Source organism: Thermopolyspora sp. NPDC052614, assembly GCF_040678635.1.
In the GTDB taxonomy this organism is placed as follows: domain Bacteria; phylum Actinomycetota; class Actinomycetes; order Streptosporangiales; family Streptosporangiaceae; genus Thermopolyspora.
Map to the genome: position 1 here is coordinate 66,975 of NZ_JBFATZ010000015.1, position 21,707 is coordinate 88,681.

At 70.8% G+C, this 21,707-nt stretch carries 16 protein-coding genes; 12 read left to right on the forward strand and 4 right to left on the reverse strand.

What is annotated here, in order from left to right:
• Nucleotides 1–55 precede the first annotated feature (55 nt).
• The gene (locus tag AB0K60_RS27530) at nt 56–658 is read right to left on the reverse strand and encodes a hypothetical protein (protein ID WP_364061082.1); all 603 of its coding nucleotides are present in this window, start codon (nt 656–658) and stop codon (nt 56–58) included.
• A 71-nt stretch (nt 659–729) separates the two neighbouring features.
• On the opposite strand from AB0K60_RS27530, the gene AB0K60_RS27535 reads away from it, so the two are divergent.
• Nucleotides 730–996, forward strand: a complete 267-nt coding sequence (locus AB0K60_RS27535) for a type II toxin-antitoxin system Phd/YefM family antitoxin (protein ID WP_364061085.1) — start codon at nt 730–732, stop codon at nt 994–996.
• Between the two features lie 51 nt (nt 997–1,047).
• Here the strand turns inward: AB0K60_RS27535 and AB0K60_RS27540 are convergent, their stop codons facing one another.
• The 3 genes from AB0K60_RS27540 to AB0K60_RS27550 form a co-directional block, all read right to left on the reverse strand.
• Complete coding sequence (locus tag AB0K60_RS27540; RefSeq protein WP_364061088.1) at nt 1,048–2,394, reverse strand: aminoglycoside phosphotransferase; 1,347 nt, start codon at nt 2,392–2,394, stop codon at nt 1,048–1,050.
• Complete coding sequence (gene treS / locus AB0K60_RS27545; RefSeq protein WP_364061091.1) at nt 2,391–4,100, reverse strand: maltose alpha-D-glucosyltransferase; 1,710 nt, start codon at nt 4,098–4,100, stop codon at nt 2,391–2,393. Before treS ends, AB0K60_RS27540 begins: the two co-directional genes overlap by 4 nt.
• Nucleotides 4,101–4,307: 207 nt before the next feature.
• A complete protein-coding gene (locus AB0K60_RS27550; RefSeq protein WP_364061094.1) occupies nt 4,308–6,329 on the reverse strand; it encodes an alpha-1,4-glucan--maltose-1-phosphate maltosyltransferase in 2,022 nt (673 codons plus the stop codon).
• Nucleotides 6,330–6,775: 446 nt separating this feature from the next.
• Between AB0K60_RS27550 and glgP the strand changes: the two genes are divergently transcribed.
• The 11 genes from glgP (at nt 6,776) to AB0K60_RS27605 (ending at nt 21,684) form a co-directional block, all read left to right on the forward strand.
• The gene (gene glgP, locus AB0K60_RS27555; RefSeq protein WP_364061097.1) at nt 6,776–9,373 is read left to right on the forward strand and encodes an alpha-glucan family phosphorylase; all 2,598 of its coding nucleotides are present in this window, start codon (nt 6,776–6,778) and stop codon (nt 9,371–9,373) included.
• 42 nt (nt 9,374–9,415) lie between these two features.
• Nucleotides 9,416–9,802, forward strand: a complete 387-nt coding sequence (locus tag AB0K60_RS27560; protein ID WP_364061100.1) for a hypothetical protein — start codon at nt 9,416–9,418, stop codon at nt 9,800–9,802.
• The gene (locus AB0K60_RS27565; protein WP_364061103.1) at nt 9,783–11,012 is read left to right on the forward strand and encodes a DUF6395 domain-containing protein; all 1,230 of its coding nucleotides are present in this window, start codon (nt 9,783–9,785) and stop codon (nt 11,010–11,012) included. The genes AB0K60_RS27560 and AB0K60_RS27565 overlap by 20 nt, the downstream gene beginning before the upstream one ends.
• Nucleotides 11,009–11,854 carry a M55 family metallopeptidase gene (locus tag AB0K60_RS27570; RefSeq protein ID WP_364061106.1) on the forward strand — a complete coding sequence of 282 codons (846 nt, stop codon included), beginning with the start codon at nt 11,009–11,011 and terminating at the stop codon, nt 11,852–11,854. The genes AB0K60_RS27565 and AB0K60_RS27570 overlap by 4 nt, the downstream gene beginning before the upstream one ends.
• Nucleotides 11,855–11,938: 84 nt before the next feature.
• Nucleotides 11,939–13,597: a flavin monoamine oxidase family protein gene (locus AB0K60_RS27575; RefSeq protein WP_364061109.1), complete on the forward strand. Its 1,659-nt coding sequence runs from the start codon at nt 11,939–11,941 to the stop codon at nt 13,595–13,597.
• 22 nt (nt 13,598–13,619) lie between these two features.
• A complete protein-coding gene (locus tag AB0K60_RS27580; protein WP_364061112.1) occupies nt 13,620–14,147 on the forward strand; it encodes a YbaK/EbsC family protein in 528 nt (175 codons plus the stop codon).
• Nucleotides 14,148–14,336: 189 nt separating this feature from the next.
• On the forward strand, nt 14,337–16,682 hold the full coding sequence (locus AB0K60_RS27585; RefSeq protein WP_364061115.1) for a serine/threonine-protein kinase: 2,346 nt from the start codon (nt 14,337–14,339) through the stop codon (nt 16,680–16,682).
• A gap of 23 nt (nt 16,683–16,705) precedes the next feature.
• A complete protein-coding gene (locus tag AB0K60_RS27590) occupies nt 16,706–18,502 on the forward strand; it encodes a serine/threonine-protein kinase (RefSeq protein ID WP_364061118.1) in 1,797 nt (598 codons plus the stop codon).
• Between the two features lie 16 nt (nt 18,503–18,518).
• Entirely contained in the window at nt 18,519–19,721 is a 1,203-nt protein-coding gene (locus AB0K60_RS27595; RefSeq protein WP_364061121.1) for a serine/threonine-protein kinase, read from the forward strand.
• A gap of 218 nt (nt 19,722–19,939) precedes the next feature.
• Nucleotides 19,940–20,719 carry an electron transfer flavoprotein subunit beta/FixA family protein gene (locus AB0K60_RS27600; protein ID WP_364061124.1) on the forward strand — a complete coding sequence of 260 codons (780 nt, stop codon included), beginning with the start codon at nt 19,940–19,942 and terminating at the stop codon, nt 20,717–20,719.
• Nucleotides 20,720–20,730: 11 nt separating this feature from the next.
• Entirely contained in the window at nt 20,731–21,684 is a 954-nt protein-coding gene (locus AB0K60_RS27605) for an electron transfer flavoprotein subunit alpha/FixB family protein (protein WP_364061127.1), read from the forward strand.
• Nucleotides 21,685–21,707 lie beyond the last annotated feature (23 nt).

Genomic DNA, 21,707 nt, shown 5'->3' on the forward strand with positions numbered 1-21,707 from the left:
GCTCGGGCCGCGTCAGCGTCATGTGCCGCCGGGGCCGTCCGTACGGCGCCCTCGATCACCCACCGCTCCGATCGAACCAGGACCGGGCCCTTCCGCCGAACAACTGGGACACCGCGATGGCCGCGAGGATCATCCCGGCCCAGGTAAGGATCCCTACTCCGGTGATCAGGATGTCGTAGGTGTCCTGCTGCAACACCGCGGCGTCCCCTTCGCGCCAGTAGGGATAGCCGATGATCAAACTGGAGGCCCAGTCGGCGATGTAGAGCAGCTCCGCGATCGCCGTCAGGTTGCGCACCCACCGCAGGCGGGTGGCGAGATTCGCCGCCAAGGTGCCCAGTAGCAGGACGTAGCCGATTCGGAAGTACAAGGCTCCTGAGGACCAGTTCGCGTCGTCCTCCGCGATCATTCGCTCGGTGAGGAATTGCAGCATGAGGACAAGGGCGATCACGGCGGCCGTGGTTGTGACCTGCATCCATAGCAGCCGCCGCGCGGTCCGGACGTCGGCGGGCATTTCCTGCACACGATCGGACGCGGTCATCCGGGACTCCACGGTGAGGGGACGGAACGCCGCCCAGCAGCATAGAGACCGGATGCCTTTCGTCGTCAGGCCCAAGCTGAAATCGGCACGGATCAAGACTGAACCGTGCACTTCAGGCATCACCTGACACACGTTCGCGCGAACATCGCCCGTGCCGCAGTCGCGATAGGCATTCTGTCTAAGCAGGCTGGATGGAGATGATCGCCGTGACCGGGTGGCAGCTTCAAGAGGCCAAGCAGCGCTTCAGCGAGGTTATCCGTAGGGCGAGTGACGAGGGGCCGCAGATCGTTACTCGGCACGGTGAAGACGTGGCCGTAGTGCTCGATATCAAGGAGTACCGGCGTTTGAAGGGCGACATTCCCGACTTCAACGAGTTCCTTCTCGCAGGTCCCGATCTGAATGAGTTGGAGATCGTACGTTCTCAGGACTTGCCACGCCCAGTGGAACTGGGCGACTGAACGATGGCCCATCTGATCGAACGCTGAATCCCTTCGAGCCGTTGGGCTGAGTCACTGGCCGGAACCGGTGAAGGCGGACAGCGGGATGGAGATCCAGGTGGGGCGGTTGCGGGACTCGTAGCCGACCTCGTAGACGGCCTTGGCGTATTCGAGGGCGCGGAGGAGGGTGGCGTCGTCGGCGTCGATGTGGCCGCCGGCCTCGGTGTAGCCGGCGAGGAAGGCGGCGCGGTTGCGGGCGGACCATTCGGCGGCGCGGGGTTCCAGGGTGGCGGCGTCGGGGTGGTCCATGAGGAGGTGGCGGGAGGCGTATTCGAAGGAGCGGAGCATGCCGGCGACGTCGCGTAGGGGGGAGTCGAGGGCGCGGCGTTCGGCGAGGGGCTGGCCGGGCTCGCCCTCGAAGTCGAGGACGACCCATTCGGCGTGGGTGCGCATGACCTGGCCGAGGTGGTAGTCGCCGTGGACGCGCTGGACGGTGATGGGGTGGTCGATGTCGGCGAGGCGGTCGTAGGCGGCGTGCACGATCTCGTCGTGGCCGCGCAGGGCCGGTACGTCGAGGATCATCTGGTCGAGGCGGGCGCGCAGGCGTTCGGCCATGCGCTTGATCTCGGGCGGGTCGATGGTGTCGGTGGGGAAGGCGGCGGCGAGTTCGCGGTGCACGCGGGCGGTGGCCTCGCCGAGGCGGTGGGCCTCGGCGGAGAAGTCGCCGCCGACGTCGGAGGCGGGGACCTCCGGCTGGGAGGCGTAGCCGTACAGGTCGCGCACGCTGGCCAGGGCGAGCGACCAGCCGTCGTTGGCGGTGCTGAGGTACTCCTGCATGAAGGCGAGGGTGGTGTCCTCGCCGTCCAGGTCGGTCTCGAACCATCCGTACGGCCGGGCGATGTGCGGCGCGTTGCGGCGGGCGAGCGCGGTGACGATCTCCAGTTCGGGGTTCACGCCGGGGATGAGCCGCCGGAACAGCTTGCAGATGTACGCCTCGCCGTACACCAGCGAGGTGTTGGACTGCTCGGCACCGAGCACGAGGCTGCGCTGCGTGGTGTCGATCCGCACGCCCTCGACGTGGCGGAACCGCAGAGGGCCGAGGTCGGCCCCCTGCGTCATCGCCTCCAGCAGCGCGCCGGTGACGTCGGGATCGTGCGCGGCGTCGTAGTAGACGTCGCCGATGCGGGCGTACTGCAGCCGCGGCGGGAGCTCGCCCCGCCGCGTGCCGAGCAGCAGCTGGTACCGGTCCCGCGCCCCGGCCTGCTCCACCCGGACGATCAGGTGCCGCAGGCCGGGGTCGCCGGACCTCAGTTCGACGTCGGACTCGATGCCGACGCCGTCGATCGCGCGTCCCTTGCCGGCGAACCAGCGCTGGTGGCCGATCCAGCCGGCAAGTAGCTCTTCGAGTGCTTTTGTCACGACTCCTCGGTGGCGCTCGTGGGCGAAAGCGTGAACCAGTAGAACCCATGCCCAGGAAGCGTCAAAAGATACGGGAGTTCGCCAATCGGCGGAAATGGGACGCCGCCCATGCACTCCACCGGGGTCGCGCCCTCGAACCTGCGCAGGTCCAGCTCCACCGGCTGGGGGAAGCGGGACAGGTTGTTGACGCACAGCACCCGGTCGGACCCGAGCTCGCGCACGAACGCGAGCACGCTCGGGTTGGAGGAGTTCAGCTCGGTGAACTCGCCCAGCCCGAACACCGGATGCCGCTTGCGGATCTCGATCATCCTCCTGGTCCAGTGCAGCAGCGAACCGGAGTTCTTCTGCTGCGCCTCGACGTTGATGGCCTGGTACCCGTAGATCGGGTCCATGATGACCGGCAGGTAGAGGCGTCCTGGGTCGCAGTCGGAGAAGCCCGCGTTGCGGTCCGGCGTCCACTGCATCGGGGTACGGACGCCGTCGCGGTCGCCCAGCCAGATGTTGTCCCCCATGCCGATCTCGTCACCGTAGTACAGCACGGGTGAACCGGGCAGGGACAGGAGCAACGCCGTGAACAGCTCGATCTGGTTGCGATCGTTCTCCAGGAGCGGCGCCAAGCGACGGCGGATGCCGACGTTCGCCCGCATGCGCGGGTCCTTGGCGTACTCGGAGTACATGTAGTCGCGTTCCTCGTCGGTCACCATCTCCAGGGTGAGCTCGTCGTGGTTGCGCAGGAAGATGCCCCACTGGCAGTTCTCGGGGATCTTCGGGGTCTGGGCGAGGATCTCCGAGATCGGGTAGCGGGACTCCCGCCGCACCGCCATGAAGATGCGCGGCATCAGCGGGAAGTGGAACGCCATGTGGCACTCGTCGCCGCCGGTGACCGGGTCGCCGAAGTAGTCCACCACGTCCGCGGGCCACTGGTTCGCCTCGGCGAGCAGCACCCGGTCGGGGTAGAGGCGCTCCACCTCGGTCCGCACCCGCTTGAGGTACGCGTGCGTCTCCGGCAGGTTCTCGCAGTTGGTGCCCTCCTTCTCGAACAGGTACGGCACGGCGTCCAGCCGGAACCCGTCGATGCCGAGGTCGAGCCAGAAGCGCAGCACCTCCAGCATGGCCTCCTGCACCGCGGGGTTGTTGTAGTTGAGGTCCGGCTGGTGGTGGAAGAAGCGATGCCAGTAGTACTGGCCGCGCACCGGGTCGTAGGTCCAGTTCGACGACTCGGTGTCGACGAAGATGATCCGGGCGTCCTTGTACTTCTCGTCGGTGTCGGACCAGACGTAGAAGTCGCCGTACGGACCCTCCGGGTCGTGCCGGGACGCCTGGAACCAGGGGTGCTGGTCGCTGGTGTGGTTCATGACGAGGTCGGCGATGACGCGCATGCCGCGCTTGTGCGCCTCCTCCACCAGCCTGATGAAGTCCCCGAGGTCCCCGAAGTCGGGAAGGATCTTGGTGTAGTCCGAGATGTCGTACCCGCCGTCCCGCAGCGGGGACTCGTACAGCGGCAGGAGCCACAGGCAGTCGACTCCGAGCCACTGCAGGTAGTCGAGCCGGTCGATGAGGCCGCGGATGTCTCCGGTGCCGTCCCCGTTGGAGTCGGCGAACCCGCGGATGAGCACCTCGTAGAAGACGGCCCGCTTGTACCAGTGCGGGTCGCGCGGCTTCTCGTGGGTGAAGGTGTCGGGAACCGGCTGGGACGCGATGCTCACGACGCCTCCCCCGCCGGTCGCGTTCCCACCGTGATCACCTGACCGATCGGCGAATCGCCGAATTGATGTGTTCGATCGCTGTGCTCGCGCACGATGCCTCCCCGCTGTGCTTGGGGCGCGGCCTGCCGATGGCGCGTCGGCAGGCCGCTGTTGTGCTGTTACTGACCGGCAGGCCGGTACTTCCGGATGGATGTGTTCACCGGGGGTTCACCGTGCCGCTCGGAGGGTGAATACATGTGCTGGACAGATGTACGGGTCGAGCCGTACGTAGTTGGACTGGCGCCACCGGTAGCTCTGGCCGGCGAGCGCGTCGTCGGCGATGAACTCCGCCTGCCAGTCCAGGCCGAGGGACGGCATGTCCAGATGAACCGTCGCCTCACGGGTGTGATGTGGATCCAGGTTGACGACGGCCAGGACGACGTCGCCCATGCCGTGCCGTCGTGTGGCCGGGTCATAGGGGCCGGGCAGCCGCTTGGAGAAGCAGATCAGCTCCGGCTGATCGACGTGGTGGAACCGTAGATTACGCAATTCCTGGAGTGCCGGGTGTGCTCTTCGCAGCAAATTGAGCCGGGTGATGAGCGGCGCGATGCTGCGCCCCTCGTGCTCGGCCGCCGCCCAGTCGCGAGGCTTGTACTGATATTTCTCACTATCGAGATATTCCTCGCTACCTGGCCGGACGGGTACGTTTTCCCCCAACTCAAAGCCGGAATATACCCCCCACGTGGGTGACATCAATGCCGCCAAAACGGCACGAATCTGGAAAGCGGGCATTCCGCCGGTTTGAAGGTACTCGTGAAGAATGTCCGGTGTGTTAACAAACAGATTCGGCCGTAGGAAATGTGAGGTTTCGTGGGAGAGCTCGGTGAGGTACTCCTCCAGCTCCTGACGCGAGTTGCGCCAGGTGAAGTAGGTGTACGACTGGTGGAATCCGACTTTGGCGAGCGCGCGCATCATCGCCGGCCGGGTGAACGCCTCCGACAGGAACAGCACGTCCGGATCGCTGGCGTGCACGTCGGCGAGCAGCCGCTCCCAGAACGGCACCGGCTTGGTGTGCGGGTTGTCCACCCGGAAGATCCGCACCCCGTGCGCCATCCAGTGCCGCACCACGCGCTTGACCTCGGCGTAGATGCCGTCGGGGTCCTTGTCGAAGTTGAGCGGGTAGATGTCCTGGTACTTCTTCGGAGGGTTCTCGGCGTACGCGATGGTCCCGTCGGCCCGGATCGTGAACCACTCCGGGTGCTCCTTCACCCAGGGGTGGTCGGGCGAGCACTGCAGGGCGAGGTCGAGGGCGACCTCCATGCCCAGCTCCCGCGCCCGAGCGACAAAGGCATCAAAGTCCTCGATGGTCCCCAAATCCGGGTGAACCGCATCGTGGCCGCCGTCCTCCGAGCCGATCGCCCACGGCGACCCGGGATCCCCCGGCTCGGGGGTGAGCGTGTTGTTGCGCCCCTTGCGGAAGGACGTCCCGATCGGATGGATCGGCGGCAGGTAGACCACGTCGAAGCCCATCTGCGCGATCGCCGGCAGCCGCTGCGCCGCCGTGGCGAGCGTGCCCGACCGCATCAGCCCGTCCTCGCCGACGTGCGCCCCCTCCGACCGGGGGAAGAACTCATACCACGACCCGAACAGGGCCCGCCGCCGGTGCACCACCACCCGGTTCTTCGCCGACCGGGTCAGCAGGTCCCGCAGGGGATGGGCGCGCAGCATCGCCTCGACCTCGGGCAGCTTCGCGAACGCGAATCGGGCCCGCGGATCCACCGCCTCGTCGCGCAGCCGCGCCGCGACCTCCAGCAGCGCGGCCCGGTGCCCGCAGCCAGGCCCGCACTCCCCGCCCGGCCGTACGGCTCGCGCCGCCCGCTCGAACAGCCGCGCCCCCTCCTCGCACATGAGATCGGCGTCCAGCCCGCGCGGGATCTTGATCCCGGCGTCGTGCAGCCAGGTGGCGATGGGATCCCCCCACGCCTCGACGCGGAAGTGCCAGTGCCCCTCGCTGGCCAGCGAGACCTCCACGCCCCAGCGATCGGTCCCCGGCGCGAGCTCGCGCATGTGCAGCAGGGGACCGCCGGTGCCGTCGGGCGCGAACAGCACGACCCCGGCGGCCACCGCGTCGTGCCCCTCGCGGAACACCGTGGCACTGATCTCGAAGGTCTCGCCGGCCGCGGCCTTGGCGGGCCGGCGTCCGCAGTCGACGACAGGGTGGATGTCCTGGATTGGGATTCGTCCGATCATCGCATTCACGGTAGCGACGGCACACCCGGTGCCGCCGGAAAGTCGATTGGATCTTCAGTTCGTACGTGGAGGAGGCGCGGGGGCAGCGCAAAGCGAACCCTCACGCGGGCGGCGGTCGGGACACACTTTATGGGTTGCCCCAATAGTCCACGCTTACCCCTCGTTGTGGAAAGACCCGAAGGCGGATTCGCCGACGCGGCCCGTCACCCAGGGTGCCCGGTCGTGTTCATCTGGTGTGTGGACTGTTTACCCTGGATCTGGCGGCCGACTCACCGGACGCCCCACCTGGTTGTTAGTGATCGTTCAAGACATCTCACATCACGAACGGCCGCGTGGTGTGTTTGATGCGATTTGGGAGTGGAGAGAGCGTGACTGATGGATCCCCAATGGCGGACAAGAGCGTTTCGGTCGCGTCCCGCGGCATCGAGTAACTAGGGTCTGGCACCGTGAGAGCAATCCGCAGGTTCACCGTCCGTACCGTCCTTCCCCCCGAGCTGGCCGCGCTCGGCGAGCTCGTGCAGAACCTCCGCTGGTCCTGGCATCCGGAGACGATGGACCTCTTCGGGCAGGTGGACCCCGAGACGTGGGAGCGGGTCGGCCACGACCCGGTCGCGCTGCTCGGCGCCGTCGAGTCCCGGCGCCTGGCCGAGCTCGCCGGGGATCGGCGCTTCCTGAGAAGGCTCGCCGACGCCGCCGACGATCTGCGCGAGTACATGACCGCGCCCCGGTGGTACCAGAACCTCGAAGGGGCGCCCCGCGCGATCGGCTACTTCTCGCCGGAGTTCGGCATCGCCGCGGCGCTGCCGCAGTACTCCGGTGGCCTCGGCATCCTCGCCGGCGACCACCTCAAGGCCGCCAGCGACCTCGGCGTGCCCATCCTCGGCGTGGGCCTGCTGTACCGGCACGGCTACTTCACCCAGTCGCTGTCGCCCGAGGGCTGGCAACTGGAGCACTACCCGAGCCTCGACGCGGGCGGCATGCCGCTGACGCTGCTCAAGGAGCCCGACGGCGATCCCGCGCGGATCCGCGTCGAGCTGCCCGAGGGCCGCGTGCTGCACGCGCAGATCTGGGTCGCCCAGGTGGGCCGGGTGCCGCTGCTGCTGCTCGACTCCGACGTGGCCGACAACGACACCGTCGCCCGCGACGTCACCGACCGGCTGTACGGCGGCGGCACCGACCACCGCCTCATGCAGGAGCTGCTGCTCGGCATCGGCGGCGTGCGCGCGCTGCGCGCCTACTGCAGGATCACCGGCCACCCCGACCCGGAGGTGTTCCACACCAACGAGGGCCACGCCGGCTTCCTCGGCCTGGAGCGCATCCGCGAGCTCACCGAGGCCCGGCTCACCTTCGACGAGGCGCTGGAGGCGGTGCGGGCCGGCACGGTCTTCACCACGCACACCCCGGTGCCCGCGGGCATCGACCGCTTCCCGATGGACATGATCGCCCGCCAGTTCGGCGGCGACAACGCCTGGCCGACCGTGGACGTCGAGCGCATCCTGGAGCTCGGCGCCGAGCCCGAGGGCGAGGGCGGCGACAAGGCGCTGTTCAACATGGCCGTGATGGGCATGCGGCTGGCCCAGCGGGTCAACGGCGTCTCCAGGCTGCACGGCGAGGTCAGCCGGGAGATGTTCAAGGGCCTGTGGCCCGGCTTCGACATCGACGAGGTGCCGATCGGCTCGATCACCAACGGCGTGCACGCCCCCACCTGGGTGGGGCGCGAGGCGCTGGAGCTGGCCGGCAAGGAGATGCCCTCGCTCGTCGAGGAGGGCAAGGGCTGGGAGGGCGTCCAGAAGATCAGCGACGAGGACATCTGGAGGATCCGCGGCACGCTGCGCCGCCGCCTCGTCGAGGCCGCCCGCGTCCGGCTGCGCAAGTCCTGGCGCGAGCGCGGCGCCTCCGACCCCGAGCTGGGCTGGATCGACGAGGCGCTCGACCCGGATGTGCTCACCATCGGCTTCGCCCGCCGCGTCCCGTCGTACAAGCGGCTCACGCTCATGCTGCGCGACCCCGACCGGCTGCGCGCCCTGCTGCTCGATCCGGACAAGCCCGTCCAGATCGTGATCGCGGGCAAGGCGCACCCGGCCGACGAGGGCGGCAAGAAGCTCATCCAGCAGATCGTCAAGTTCTCCGACCTGGAGGACGTACGGCACCGCATCGTCTTCCTGCCCGACTACGACATGACGCTGGGCCGGTTGCTCGTCCAGGGCTGCGACGTGTGGATGAACAACCCGCTGCGCCCGCTGGAGGCGTGCGGCACCTCCGGCATGAAGGCCGCGCTCAACGGCGGCCTCAACCTGTCCATCCGGGACGGCTGGTGGGACGAGTGGTACGACGGCAACAACGGCTGGGCGATCCCCACCGCCGACGGCGTGGAGGACCCCGACCGGCGTGACGAGCTGGAGGCCGCCGCGCTGTACGACCTGATCGAGCGCGAGGTCGCCGACCGGTTCTACGACCGCGCGCCCGACGGGCCGCCGCGCCGCTGGCTGGAGATGGTCAAGCACACGCTCACCTCGCTCGGCCCGAAGGTGCTCGCCGGCCGCATGCTGCGCGACTACGTGGTGGACCTGTACGCCCCGGCCGCGAAGTCGGCCGAGGCGCTGTCGGCCGACAACCACCGCCAGGCCCGCCAGTTCGCCGCCTGGAAGCTGCGGGTACGGCGGGCCTGGCCGGGCGTGCGGGTCGAGCACGTGGAGACCTCCGGCGTGGGCGACACGCCCGAGCTGGGCGCGACGCTGGAGGTCCGGGCCACGGTGGCGCTCGGCGACCTGACGCCGGACGACCTGGCGGTGCAGGCCGCCTACGGCCGGGTCGGGCCGCACGACGAGCTGCTCCACCCCGCCTACGCCACGCTCGCGACCGTGGAGATGGGCGACGACGGCAAGGCGATCTTCGCCGGGGCCGTCCCGCTCGACCGCACCGGCGCGTTCGGCTACACCGTGCGGGTCGTGCCGTCGCATCCGCTGATGGCCTCGCCCGCCGAGCTGGGCCTGATCGCGGTGCCGGAGGAGCCGGCGGGCATGACAAACGGCACACTTCGTTAGTGGGGGTGGAAGGCGTAACTTAAGCCGCTATCGTGGCGGGCCATGAGCCGGTTTCTTCTGCGGGTTCTGGTGCCCGCCAAGATACGGCGCGTCGTGCGTGCCCGGTTTGACGCCCGCTACGTGGTTCGTGCCGATCATCGCAGGGACGTCCGTGACGCCCTGTGGGAGGTCCGGTCGCTGCGCCGGGAGGTGGTCGCGCTCCGCGCCGAGGTCGAACGGCTGCGCAAACAGCGCGGGGCGACGCCCGCCCCGGCCGACCCCGCCAAGGTGGGGGAGGCCCGTCGGCTCGCCGAGGAGACCGCGGCCGCGGCCGACCACCTGCTGCAGTCGGAGGTGCTGATCTGGCAGGCCGTCGACCGGCTGGAGGGCAGAATCGAACGGCTTGAGGAGGCCGCCGAGGAGTCACGCCATGCGCGTGAAATGGCGTGAGCACGACGGCGCCTGGGAGCTGAGCCTCCGTCTCGACGCCGACGAGGACATCACCGGCGAGGTCACCGACGGGCAGCGGGTCGAGATGGCCACCAACGGCTGCCGGGTGCGGCCCGCCGTACCGGCGGGGGAGGTGCATCCCGACCTGCTCGCGCTGCTGGCGTGGACGGTCGTCGCCCCCTGGACCCGGAGCCGGATCGTGTTCGACCGGCCCGTCTCGCCGGAGTTCGCCCGGGCGCTGCACGACGGCTGGGGGGTCGAGGCGGGTCCGGTCGGCGGCGCGCCGCGCCCGCGCGGACGGGTGCTGGCGATCTCCTACAGCGGCGGGGCCGACTCGGCGGCCGTCGCGGCGATCCTGCCGGACGCGCCGCTGATCACCTTCCAGCGCGTCGGTCACACCCGGGTGCCCAACCGGTGGACGCACTATCGCTCCGACACCCTGGTCCGGCTCGCCAAGGCGACCGGGCGGGACGTCACCGTGGTGCAGTCGGACCTGGAGTTCGTGCTGCGCTACCCCCGGCCCGGGTTCCCCGAGCACCACGCGGTGATGGCCGGGGCGATCCTGCTCGCCGACCGCATGGACCTCGGCGGCGTCGCGCTCGGCTACGAGATCGGCTCGCGCTGGCTGGGCGGCGGGCGGTACGTGCACCGCTACACCCCCGACAACCCGATGTGGTCGGGGCACGGGCCGTGGGGCACGCTGTTCGCCGCCGCCGGGCTGCCGATGGTGCTGCCGGTCGCCGGGATCAGCGAGGCGATGACCATGAAGATCGCGCTCTCCTCCAAGCTGCGCGATCAGGTGCGCTGGTGCCTGCGCGGCGACGCCGAATCCGCCTGCGGACGCTGCGGCAAGTGCCTGTACAAGGAGCTGATCCAGGCGGCCGTCGAGGGGCGGCCGCTGCGCACCGAGATCACCGCCGACCGGCCGGTGGCGCAGAAGTGGCAGCGTCCCCCGCCGTACGGGGGGCAGGAGATGATCGAGTACGGCTGCGCCCGCGTGCCGAACATCGAGACGACGCCGTTCGCGAAGGCGGCCGAGTACCTGCGGCCGACGATCGAGTCCACCCGGTGGCTGGAACGCCTGTACCCGCCGGCGATGGCGGAGATCCCCGAGCCCTGGCGCGAGCCGATCGAGCGGTACATGACCGAGCATTTCCCGGTCATGGACGCCGACGACCGGCGGCGGGTGGAGACGTGGGGCAGTCGATGACGAAGGTCTACGTGTCGGTGGACATGGAGGGCGTGACCGGGCTGACCGACCCCGAGGAGATGCACGCCGGGGGGCGCGGTTACGAGCGCGGCTGCGAGCTGATGACCGGCGACGCCAACGCCGTCATCGAGGGCGCCTTCGCCGCCGGGGCCGAGTCGGTGCTCGTCAACGACGCGCACGGCTCCACCAAGAACCTCCGGATCGACCTGCTCGATCCGCGGGCCACGCTGATCCGGGGTCCCGGCAAGCCGATGCGGATGGCCCAGGGGCTCACCTCGGAGTTCGCGGCGGCCTGCTTCGCCGGGTACCACGCCCGCGCGGGCGTGCAGCACGGCGTGCTCAACCACACGTGGATGGGCAAGGAGATCCAGAACGTCTACCTCAACGGCGAGATCTGCGGGGAGACGCGGCTGATGGCGGCGTTCGCCGGGTTTGTCGGCGTACCGGTCGTGCTGGTCACCGGCGACGAGGCGGTCTGCGAGGAGGCCCGGGAGCTGCTCGGCGACGTGGAGACGGTCGCGGTGAAGAAGGGCGTCGACAAGTTCGCCGCCGAGCTGCTGCCGCCGAGCGTGGCCCAGGAGCGCATCCGCCAGGCCACCGCGCGGGCGTTGAACCGGCTGGCCGACTTTCGGCCGTACGCGCTCGAACCGCCGTTCACGCTGGCGGTGGAGTGGAACTCCACGGCGATCGCGGCCGGCTGCGGGCTCATTCCGGGCACCCGGCAGACCGGGCCCAGGCACACCGAGTTCAGCACGGACGACTACCACGAGATCATGGCCCTGTTCGGCATCTTCGCGATGATCGCCGGTCAGGTGGCGTGTGGCAGCGGCGTCTACGGCTGATCCTTTCCCCTGCCCCGAAGGTTGTCCCGCCTTCGCGGCGTGCTTCCCCTCCCGGGCCGAGGCCCGGGTTTCCGAAGGAGTTCGATGACCACGGATGATTCGGGTGCCGCCGCCGACAAGACCGGCGAGGCATCCCCCTCTGCACCTGTTTCACCGGCCGACCCGGGGCGTCGAGGCCGGTTCGGGGCGCTGACCCGGCGTTCCCTGCTCGTGGGGCTCGGCGCGGCGGGCGGGGCCGGGGCGATGTACGCCGCGATGGGCGCGCTCGGCCTCGCCCCCCGCGACCAGGCGCGCGACTTCGTCCCGCCGCGCACGGGCGACTTCACGCTCACCGGGCGCTCGGCGGCGAAGGTGCTGATCCTCGGCGCGGGGGTGGCCGGGCTCGCGTGCGCGTACGAGCTGGGCAAGGCGGGGTACGACTGCACGGTGGTGGAGGCCCGGGACCGGATCGGCGGGCGGGCCTTCACGCTGCGCGGCGGGGACCGCTTCACGGAGATCGGCGACGAGCCGCAGTCGGTGCGGTTCGGCGAGGGCGGCTACTTCAACGCCGGGCCGGCCCGGGTCGCGCAGTGGATGGTCACCATGGACTACTGCCGCGAGCTGGGCGTGCCCGTCGAGGTGTTCATCAACGACAACGCGCAGGCGTACGTCTACACCGAGGGCATGGCGGCGCCGATCCGGTCCGCGACCTACCGCGCGGACATGTACGGATATATCAGTGAACTTCTGGCCAAGGCGACGGACGCCGGGGCGCTCGACCGGCGACTCACCAAGGCCGACAAGGAGCTGCTGCTCGACTTCCTCGGCGAGTTCGGCGACCTCGACGAAACCCGCCGCTACACCGGCTCGGAGCGGCGCGGCTTCGCCGTCCATCCGGGCGTCGCGGCGGGCAACCCGCTTGCCCCGGTGCCCTCGGTCTCCGAGGTGCTCGGGTACGACCTGCCCCGGGCGCTCACCAAGACCGCCACGCAGGAGCAGGCGGCCCCCATGTTCCAGATGGTCGGCGGCATGGACGGCCTGGTGCACGCCCTCGCCGAGAAGGTGGGCGCGGACCGCGTGCTCACCGGCGTCAAGGTCACGAAGATCATGACCTTGTCCGACCGCGTCGAGGTCACCTGCCAGGGGCCGGACGGCACCACCGTGCGCTCCGCCGACTACTGCGTCTGCACGCTGCCCCCGCACCTGGCCGCCAAGATCCCGAACAACCTCGGCACCCCCGTGACGAGCGCCCTGGCCGCCGCCCAGCCCACCCCCGCGGGGAAGATCGCCATCGAGTACGACCGGCGCTGGTGGGAGACCGAGGACAACATCTTCGGCGGCAGCACCGAGACCGACCTCGACATCACCCGGATCTGGTACCCCTCGTACGGCTTCTTCCGTGAGCGCGGCGTCATCATCGGCTACTACACGATCGGCGAAGGCAGCGACGTCTACAGCCCGCTGTCGCATCGTGAGCGCCACCGCCGCGCCCTCACCCAGGGCAAGAAGATCCACGGCGAGAAGTACCGCACCGGCGTGCTGTCCAGCGCCTCGGTGGCGTGGAGCCGGCAGCAGCACATCGAGGGCGCCTGGGCGAACTGGGCCGACCCCGCCCTGCTTGCCGCCCTGCGCCGCCCGGCCGGGCGCGTCTACTTCGCGGGCGACTGGCTCACCCAGCTCAACGCGTGGATGGCCGGAGCCCTGGAGTCCGCCAGGACCGTCGTCACCGAGCTGCACCGCCGCGCCCTCGCGCAGACGAGCTGACCGGGCTGACTATCCTGGCGCGATGAGCCTTGACTGGATGCCCGCGCTGGACCGGCCCGACCTGCTCGCGCCGCCGGTGGAGCGCGCCGTGCGCGACATGGCGGGGGAGATCAGGGGGGAGGTCAGGGTCGCCGAGATCGACCCCGAACTGGCGGACACCGCGGCCTTCTGCGAGCGGTACGGCGTGGCCCTGGACGAGTCGGCCAACTGCGTGATCGTGGCGGGGCGGCGCGGGGGCGAGACCCGGTACGCGGCGGTGATGGTGTCGGCCACGACGCGGGCGGACGTGAACGGGGTGATCCGGCGGCACCTGGATGTGCGCAAGGCGTCGTTCGCGCCGCATCAGGACGCCGTCAACCTCACCGGCATGGAGTACGGGGGCATCACGCCGCTCGGGGTGCCCGACGACTGGCCGGTGCTCGTGGACGAGGCGGTGGCGGCGGCGCCGTACGTGGTGATCGGAAGCGGGTTGCGGCGCTCCAAGCTGGCGGTTTCGGGCGCGACGCTGGCCGGTCTGAAGACCGCGGAGGTGCTGCGGCTGGCGAACTGATTCGGGCCGCGCCTAAAACGTTATCCAGAGCACAGGCCCGCAACGTGACCCAATCGCCGCGCGCCTCCCGCTTGCGCCATATCGTCGTTTGGGAAACCGTGGGGACGTGCCGAACGTTAAGTGGGGCGGGGAACGTGGCCGAATGGTTCATTCATAGGCGGTGCTTTAGTCGGTATGGTGCCTAGTGCCATGAACCAGGACGACCGACTCGGGCCGTACCGACTGCTAAGGCGGCTCGGTGAGGGCGGCATGGGGGTGGTCCACCTCGGAGTGGACCCGCAGGGCAGGCAGGTCGCCGTCAAGGTGCTGCGTGCCGAGGTCGCCGGCGACGACGTCGCCAGGCGGCGGCTTTCGCGTGAGGTGGAGACGATGCGGCGGGTCCGCAACGACCACATCGCGGAGGTCGTCGATGCCGACGTGACCGGCCATCGGCCCTACATCGTGACCCGTTACGTTCCCGGCCGTCCCCTGGACGAGCTGGTCAAGCAGGACGGCCCGCTCAGCGAGGAGGCGCTGGTCCGCGTCGGGTACGGCGTGGCCGACGCGCTCGCCGCCGTGCACGCCGCCGGGGTGATCCACCGCGACCTCAAGCCCGGCAACGTGATGATGCTCGACGGCAACCCGGTGCTGATCGACTTCGGCATCGCGCAGGCCGTCGACGCCACCCGGCTCACCCAGACGGGCATGTTCATCGGTACGCCCGGCTATCTCGCCCCCGAGATCATCGAGGGGCAGGAGGCGGGTCCGGAGATCGACGTGCACGCCTGGGCGGGCACGCTCATCTTCGCCGCCACCGGCCAGCCGCCCTTCGGCAAGGGCACGCTGGAGATGATCTTTTTCAACATCACGGCGGGCAAGGCGAACGTGGACGGCGCGCCGCGGTCGCTGCGGCCCATCCTGCGCGCGGCCCTGGCCCGGGACCCGTCGCGCCGGCCTTCGGCGGCCGAGCTGGCCCAGCGCATGGCGCAGTTGCTGCCCGCCCCGGCCAGGGCGGCCGGGCCCGCCGTGCCCCGGGTGCCGGACGAGATCACGACGGTGCCCAATCTGGATCCGCCGCAGATCGGCGGCGGGGGGCCGACGCTGACCCCGCATCCGGGGGTGCGCCGCGCCACCGGCGTTCCGGTGGCGCCGACGCCGGTTCCGCCGCCGATCGCGCCGACCGTTCCGCCTACGGTGCCGTCGCCCGCTGTCGCCAGGCAGACGGGTCAACCGGCGCAGTCCGCGCAGACCGGGCCCGCGCAGTCTGAGCAGCAGGGGGAGTTTCTTTCCCTGTTGGGGTCCGCCGACGCCGACGCCGGTCAGGGGGACCCCTGGCCGACCGTCCGGGTCACCGGCAAGGACCTGCGCAGCGCCGGGCTTCTCGGCGACGCGCCGCAGAAGCCGCCCCAGAATTCGCCCCAGAACCTGCCCCAGAACCCGGCGCAGAATTCGTCCGCGCCGGAGGTTCCCGCCACGGGCACGTTCCTGCCCGGCACGGGGGCCGCTCCCGCCTACGGAACAGGGTCCAACCCGGCGTACGGGGCGAACCGGCCGGTCCAGGGCTCGTCCTCGGCCTGGCACGCCCCGGCGCTTCCCGAGGAGCAGGAGAGCCACGAGGGGGACATTCCCACCCGCCGGGTCCGTCCCGGCGAGCTGGCCGGGCTGGTGCGCCCGCAGACCCAGCCCCCGTCACAGCCCCAGCCCCAGTCGCAGCCCCAGCCGCAGCCACAGTCGCAGCCACAGTCGCAGCCTCAGCAGCAGGGAAGCGGCACGCCGTTCGCTCAGCTTCCGCCCGACAACGTCTACGAGCAGACGCCGCACCGCCGCCAGCCCAGCCCGCTGCCGTCCCTGCCGACGGTGAACGTCTCACCGCCGCCCCAGCCCCAACCGCAACCACAGCCCCAGCCCCAGCCACAGTTCCCGCCCGCCCCGGCGCCCGTGGCCCGCCCGGCCGCCACCCGGGCGTACCCCGCGGTGAGCGCCCTGCTGCTGCTCGCCGTCGTCGCGCTGGCCGTGCGCGCCCCGACGCTGGTGATCCTGCTCACGCTGCCGGTCAGCGTGCTGCTGCGCGCCGCCGACATGGCCCAGCCCAGGCTGAACGAGCGCCGCCCGGCCACCGCCGCCGGGGGCGACGTGTTCCGGGTGTTCGGGCAGCCCGTCGCGTTGCTGAAGTCGCTCGTGTACACGACTGGTTTGCTCCTTTACGGCGCCATTCTGGGTCTGCCGGTTACGCTGTTCTTGACGGTGTTCGTCCCAACCGTGTCGACGCAGGTCGCGTTGAGCTGGGGGCTCGCGGTCGCCCTGTGGACGGTCTGCGCGGGGCCGGGGGTGGATGGCCCGCGCAGGCAGATGCGGCGCATGCTCGCGTCGATGTTCCCGTCGAAGGGCACGGCGATGACGATGGCAGGGGTGGTGGGACCGATCGCCGCGGCGGCCGTCCTGTTCGCCGTGGTCACGTTCTTCGCCCGTACCCAGCAGGTATGGTGGCAGCCGCTCGACGCCGGAGCTTTGATCGACGTGCTCGACGGGTTGCGGGAGAGGGCGCAATCGCAGTGACGGGGGAGGCTATGCCGGACACGATGGAGAGGATCGGCCCCTACCGGTTGGTGCGCCGCCTGGGGGAGGGCGGCATGGGGGTCGTTCACCTCGGCGTCGAGCCGGGCGGCGGCCAGGTCGCGGTGAAGGTGCTGCATCCGCACGTCGCCGCCGACCTCAAGGCGCGCGACCGGCTCACCCGCGAGGTGGAGACGATGCGCAGGGTGCGCAGCCCCCGAGTGGCCCAGGTCCTCGACGCCGAGCTCGACGGGCCGACGCCGTACATCGTGACCAGGTTCGCCCCCGGACGCACCCTGGAACAGACCGTGCTGGAGGACGGGCCGCTCGCGCCGCACCAGGTGGTCCGCCTCGCCCGCGGCCTGTGCGAGGCCCTGGTCGCCATCCACGCCGCGAACGTCATCCACCGCGACTTCAAGCCGGCGAACGTGATGCTCGTCGACGGCGACCCGCTGGTGATCGACTTCGGCATCGCGCACCTGGTCAACGCCACCCGCCTGACCCAGACGGGCATGTTCATCGGTACGCCGGGCTACCTCGCCCCGGAGATCATCCGCGACGGGGAGATCACCCTCGCGGCCGACGTGCACGCCCTCGCCGCGACCGTGTTCTTCGGCGCGACCGGCAAGCCGCCGTTCGGCACCGGCAGCTTCGAGTCGGTCTGCTACAACATCCTGGAGGGCCGGGCGCAGCTCGACCTGGCCCCGCCGTGGCTGCGCAAGTGGCTGGCGGGCGCGTTCAACGTGGACGCCTCGCTGCGCCCGACGGCGCAGACGCTGCTGCGCATGGCGTACGCCCTGGATCCGGACGCGCCCGCGCCGCCGGATCTTGACAGGGGCACCCGCGTGCTCGACTCCGGGCTGCCCGAGCCGTCGATCGACGGCGGCACCAAGCGGCTCGACGAGGGCCCGTCCGCGCCGCCGCGGAACGGCACCCGCCTGCTGGACGACTTCTCCGACCTGCTGCCCCCGGTGCAGTACGGCCGGCCGAACCCGCCGCCGGCCCCGCCCCCCGCGCCTCCCCCCGCGGCGCCGCCGCCGTATCCCGACCAGCGGGTCGCCGGCTACCCGCCGCCCCCGCCGACCGGTCCGCCCCGCCCGAACGTCCCGCCTCCGGCGAGCGCCAGGCCGTACGTGCCGGAGGAGGACCGGCGGGACCGTCCGGTCTACCGCACCCGGCATCCGGTGATCGCCGCCCTGCTGCTGACGATCGTGGTGGGTCTGGCGTGCGTGCTGCCGGTGCTGGTGAGCGCGTTCGCCCTGGTGGCCGTGTTGTGCCTGCGGGTGGCCAACTACCTGCTCGGCGACCTGGCCGACCGCCGCTCGGTGCGCGGCGGCAGCGCGAACGACCCGCTGCTCGTCCTGCTCGGCACCCCCTGGGCGCTGATCAAGTCCGTGCTGGTGACCGTGGTGACGCTGCCGGTGGCGGCGATGTTCGCCATGATCGTGTGGGGGATCCTGGCGTACGCGGGCGGGCAGACCACCGACGTCGCCGCCGCCTACGCGGCGGGCGCGTTCACCGCGGGCCTGTTCGTGCTGCCCGGCGGCGGCGCGCCGCGCAAGGCGGTGCGGCGGGCCCTCACCGGGATGATCCGCAGCCCCGGCGCGGCGATGGTGACCACGATCGCGGTGGGCACGATCGCCTTCTTCGTCGTGATGTTCTGCTTCAACAACTCGGCGTCCTGGGTGCCCTGGCGTCCGCCGTCGAAGGTGATCGACGAGTTGATCCAGCGCGGTCAGGATTCCGTCGTCGGCCTGCTCGGCGGCGTGGTCGGCGACCTGATGGACACCCTGGGCATGGGATTCCTCAACTTCTGGGCGTAACTCCGGAAGGAGTGGCATGGGCGCGCCTGACGACGGGCGGCACCTTGGCCCCTACCGGCTGCTCTCCCCCCTCGGGGCGGGCGGCTTCGGGGAGGTGCACCTGGCCCTGGATCCCGAGGGCCGCACGGTGGCCGTCAAGGTGCTGCACCCGCACATCGCCGCCGACGAGGTGGCCCTGGCGCGGCTGGGCCGCGAGGTGGAGACGATGCGGCGGGTCCGGGGCCCGCACGTCGCCGAGATCGTGGACGCCTCGCTCACCGGCGCGCAGCCGTACCTGGTCACCCGGTACGTGCAGGGGCGCTCCCTGGCAGCGCTGGTGGCGCAGGACGGGCCGCTGGGCGGCGACGATCTGGTACGGCTCGCGAACGGGCTGGCCGAGGCCCTGGCCGTCATCCACGACGCGGGCGTGGTGCACCGCGACCTGAAGCCGGCGAACGTGCTCATCGCGGACGGCGTGCCGTACGTGATCGACTTCGGCATCGCGTACGCGCTGGACTCGGCGGCGGTGACCGCCTCGGGGGCCGTGGTCGGCACGCCCGGCTACCTCGCCCCCGAGGTGCTGGAGGGCCGGGAGGCCGGTCCCGCGGCGGACGTGTTCTCCTGGGCGGCGACGCTCGCCTTCGCGGCGACGGGGCGGCAGCCGTACGGGACCGGGCCGATTCCGGCGGTCGCCTACCGGGTGGTGCATCACGAGCCGGACCTGGACGGCGTGCCCGCCTGGTTGAAGGCCCTGCTGACCGAGTGCCTCGGCACCGATCCCCGGTTGCGCCCCTCGGCCCGCCAGATCTGTTCCCGCCTGGGCGTCGATGCCCGCCGGGCGAACAGCCTGCAGGAGGCCGAGACGCGTGAATGGCGGCCGGGCGGCAGGCCGGTGCGCCGCCCCTCGCCGGAGGTGCACCGCCACCGGCACCGCGAGCGGGTGCGCCGCTACTGGGTGATCGGGTCCGGCCTGGTCGTGTCCCTGATCGCCGCCGCCGCGAGCGACCCGCTGCCGGAGGTGGCGGTCCTGCTGCTCGGCATGTACGGCACGGCCGTGCTGACCGACGGCGTCTTCGGCCTGCTGGCCCGCTCCCGCTCCCGGGTGGTGCTCGACGTGGCCGCGGGGCTCGGCGCGGTCGGCCTGTGCCTGGGGCTGAGCGCGCTGTTCAGCACCTCCAGCCTGCTGGTGGCGGTGGGAACGGTCCTTTTCGTGCTTGTCCTGCTCGCCTTCGCCGGATGAGCCGGGCCCGGCACGAGCGACCGGAATAAAGTTCGGTACAGTTAGGGGGCGGGTTGTTGCGATGCTACTGGCGGGTAACATGACCGTGACACCCGCTGCGGGGTTCCCCGACGGAACGTGGCAGTCTGGAGCACGCCGAGTAGTCCGGCGACGTCGCGGGCAACGCGGCAGACGTATGCGAGCACGGGAGGTCGTGCGCTGACCATGGACGGAGCGCTATGAACATCGTCGTCTGCGTGAAGCAGGTACCCGACACGGCGACCGAGCGCAAGCTGAGGTCCGATGACAAGACGCTCGACCGCGACGCCGCGGACGGCGTCCTGAACGAGCTCGACGAGTACGCGGTCGAGGAGGCGCTGCGCCTCAAGGAGGCCCACGGCGGTGAGGTGACCGTCCTCACCATGGGCCCGGACAAGGCCGCCGAGACCATTCGCAAGGCGCTCGCCATGGGCGCCGACAAGGCCGTGCACCTGGTGGACGACGCGCTGCACGGATCCGACGCGCTGTCCACCTCCTACGCCCTGGCCCAGGTGCTCGGCACCACCGGGTTCGACCTGGTCGTCCTCGGCTCGGAGTCGACCGACGCGCGCACCGGCGTGCTCGCCGCCATGCTGGCCGAGCGCCTCGGCGTGCCCCAGCTCACGCTGGCCCGCAAGGTCGAGGTGAACGGCTCGGCGATCACGGTCGAGCGCGTCACCGACTACGGGTACGACAAGGTCGAGGGCACGCTCCCGGCCGTCGTCTCCGTCGTCGAGAAGATCAACACTCCTCGCTACCCGTCCTTCAAGGGGATCATGGCGGCGAAGAAGAAGCCGGTGCAGAAGCTCGGCATCGCCGACGCGGGCATCGACGCCGGCCAGGTCGGGCTCGGCGCCGCCTGGAGCGAGGTCGCCGAGTTCGCCGCCGCGCCCCCGCGCGCGGCGGGCACGATCGTCAAGGACGAGGGCGACGGCGGCGTGAAGGCCGCGGAGTTCCTCGCGTCGAAGAAGTTCGTCTGAGAGGGCCGACAGTGACGGAAATTCTCGTACTCGTCGAGCACGTCGACGGTGAGGTCAAGAAGGTCACCCTCGAACTGCTCACCCTCGCCCGCTCCCTGGGCGAGCCGTCGGCGGTGTGGGCCGGCCCCGGGTACACCCCCGAGGCCAAGGCCAGGCTGGCCGAGTACGGCGCGGAGAAGATCTACGTGGCCGGCGCGGCGGAGATCGCCGACTACGTGGTGGCCCCGAAGGCCGAACTGCTGGCCCAGCTCGTCGCCGCCGCCTCCCCGGCGGCCGTACTGATCGCCTCCACGGCCGAGGGCAAGGAGATCGCGGGCCGCCTCGCCATCAAGACCGACTCCGGTGTGATCACCGACGCGGTGGGCGTGGGCGACGGCGTCACCGCCGACCAGTCGATCTTCGGCGGCGGCGTCAACGTGAAGTCCCGGGTCACCCGCGGCACCCCGATCGTCGCGGTCCGCCCCAACTCCACCCCGCCCCAGCCGTCCGCCGGCGCGGGCGCGGAGGAGCAGGTGACCGTCACCCTCTCCGACGCCGCCCGCGGCGCCAAGGTCGTGGACCGGGTCAAGCAGGAGAAGGGCGCCCGCCCCGAGCTCACCGAGGCCGCCATCGTCGTCTCCGGCGGGCGCGGCGTCGGCTCGGCCGAGAACTTCGCGCTCATCGAGAAGCTCGCCGACTCGCTCGGCGCGGCCGTCGGCGCCTCCCGCGCCGCGACCGACGCCCAGTGGTACCCGCACCAGTTCCAGGTGGGGCAGACCGGCAAGACCGTCTCCCCGCAGCTCTACATCGCCGTCGGCATCTCCGGCGCGATCCAGCACCGGGCCGGCATGCAGACCGCCAAGACCATCATGGCGATCAACAAGGACCCGGAGGCGCCGATCTTCGAACTCGCCGACTTCGGCGTCGTGGGCGACCTCTTCCAGGTCGTCCCCCAGCTCACCGAGGAGATCGAGAAGCGCAAGTAGGTCCTCCTCCGGCCGCCTCGGCA

Bases quoted from the DNA above. Each gene is read 5' to 3' on its own strand.
- AB0K60_RS27530 (WP_364061082.1), bottom strand. From the start codon at position 658: ATGCCTGAAGTGCACGGTTCAGTCTTGATCCGTGCCGATTTCAGCTTG.
- AB0K60_RS27535 (WP_364061085.1), top strand. From the start codon at position 730: ATGGAGATGATCGCCGTGACCGGGTGGCAGCTTCAAGAGGCCAAGCAG.
- AB0K60_RS27550 (WP_364061094.1), bottom strand. From the start codon at position 6,329: ATGATCGGACGAATCCCAATCCAGGACATCCACCCTGTCGTCGACTGC.
- AB0K60_RS27560 (WP_364061100.1), top strand. From the start codon at position 9,416: ATGAGCCGGTTTCTTCTGCGGGTTCTGGTGCCCGCCAAGATACGGCGC.
- AB0K60_RS27565 (WP_364061103.1), top strand. From the start codon at position 9,783: ATGCGCGTGAAATGGCGTGAGCACGACGGCGCCTGGGAGCTGAGCCTC.
- AB0K60_RS27570 (WP_364061106.1), top strand. From the start codon at position 11,009: ATGACGAAGGTCTACGTGTCGGTGGACATGGAGGGCGTGACCGGGCTG.
- AB0K60_RS27575 (WP_364061109.1), top strand. From the start codon at position 11,939: ATGACCACGGATGATTCGGGTGCCGCCGCCGACAAGACCGGCGAGGCA.
- AB0K60_RS27580 (WP_364061112.1), top strand. From the start codon at position 13,620: ATGAGCCTTGACTGGATGCCCGCGCTGGACCGGCCCGACCTGCTCGCG.
- AB0K60_RS27585 (WP_364061115.1), top strand. From the start codon at position 14,337: ATGAACCAGGACGACCGACTCGGGCCGTACCGACTGCTAAGGCGGCTC.
- AB0K60_RS27590 (WP_364061118.1), top strand. From the start codon at position 16,706: ATGGAGAGGATCGGCCCCTACCGGTTGGTGCGCCGCCTGGGGGAGGGC.
- AB0K60_RS27595 (WP_364061121.1), top strand. From the start codon at position 18,519: ATGGGCGCGCCTGACGACGGGCGGCACCTTGGCCCCTACCGGCTGCTC.
- AB0K60_RS27600 (WP_364061124.1), top strand. From the start codon at position 19,940: ATGAACATCGTCGTCTGCGTGAAGCAGGTACCCGACACGGCGACCGAG.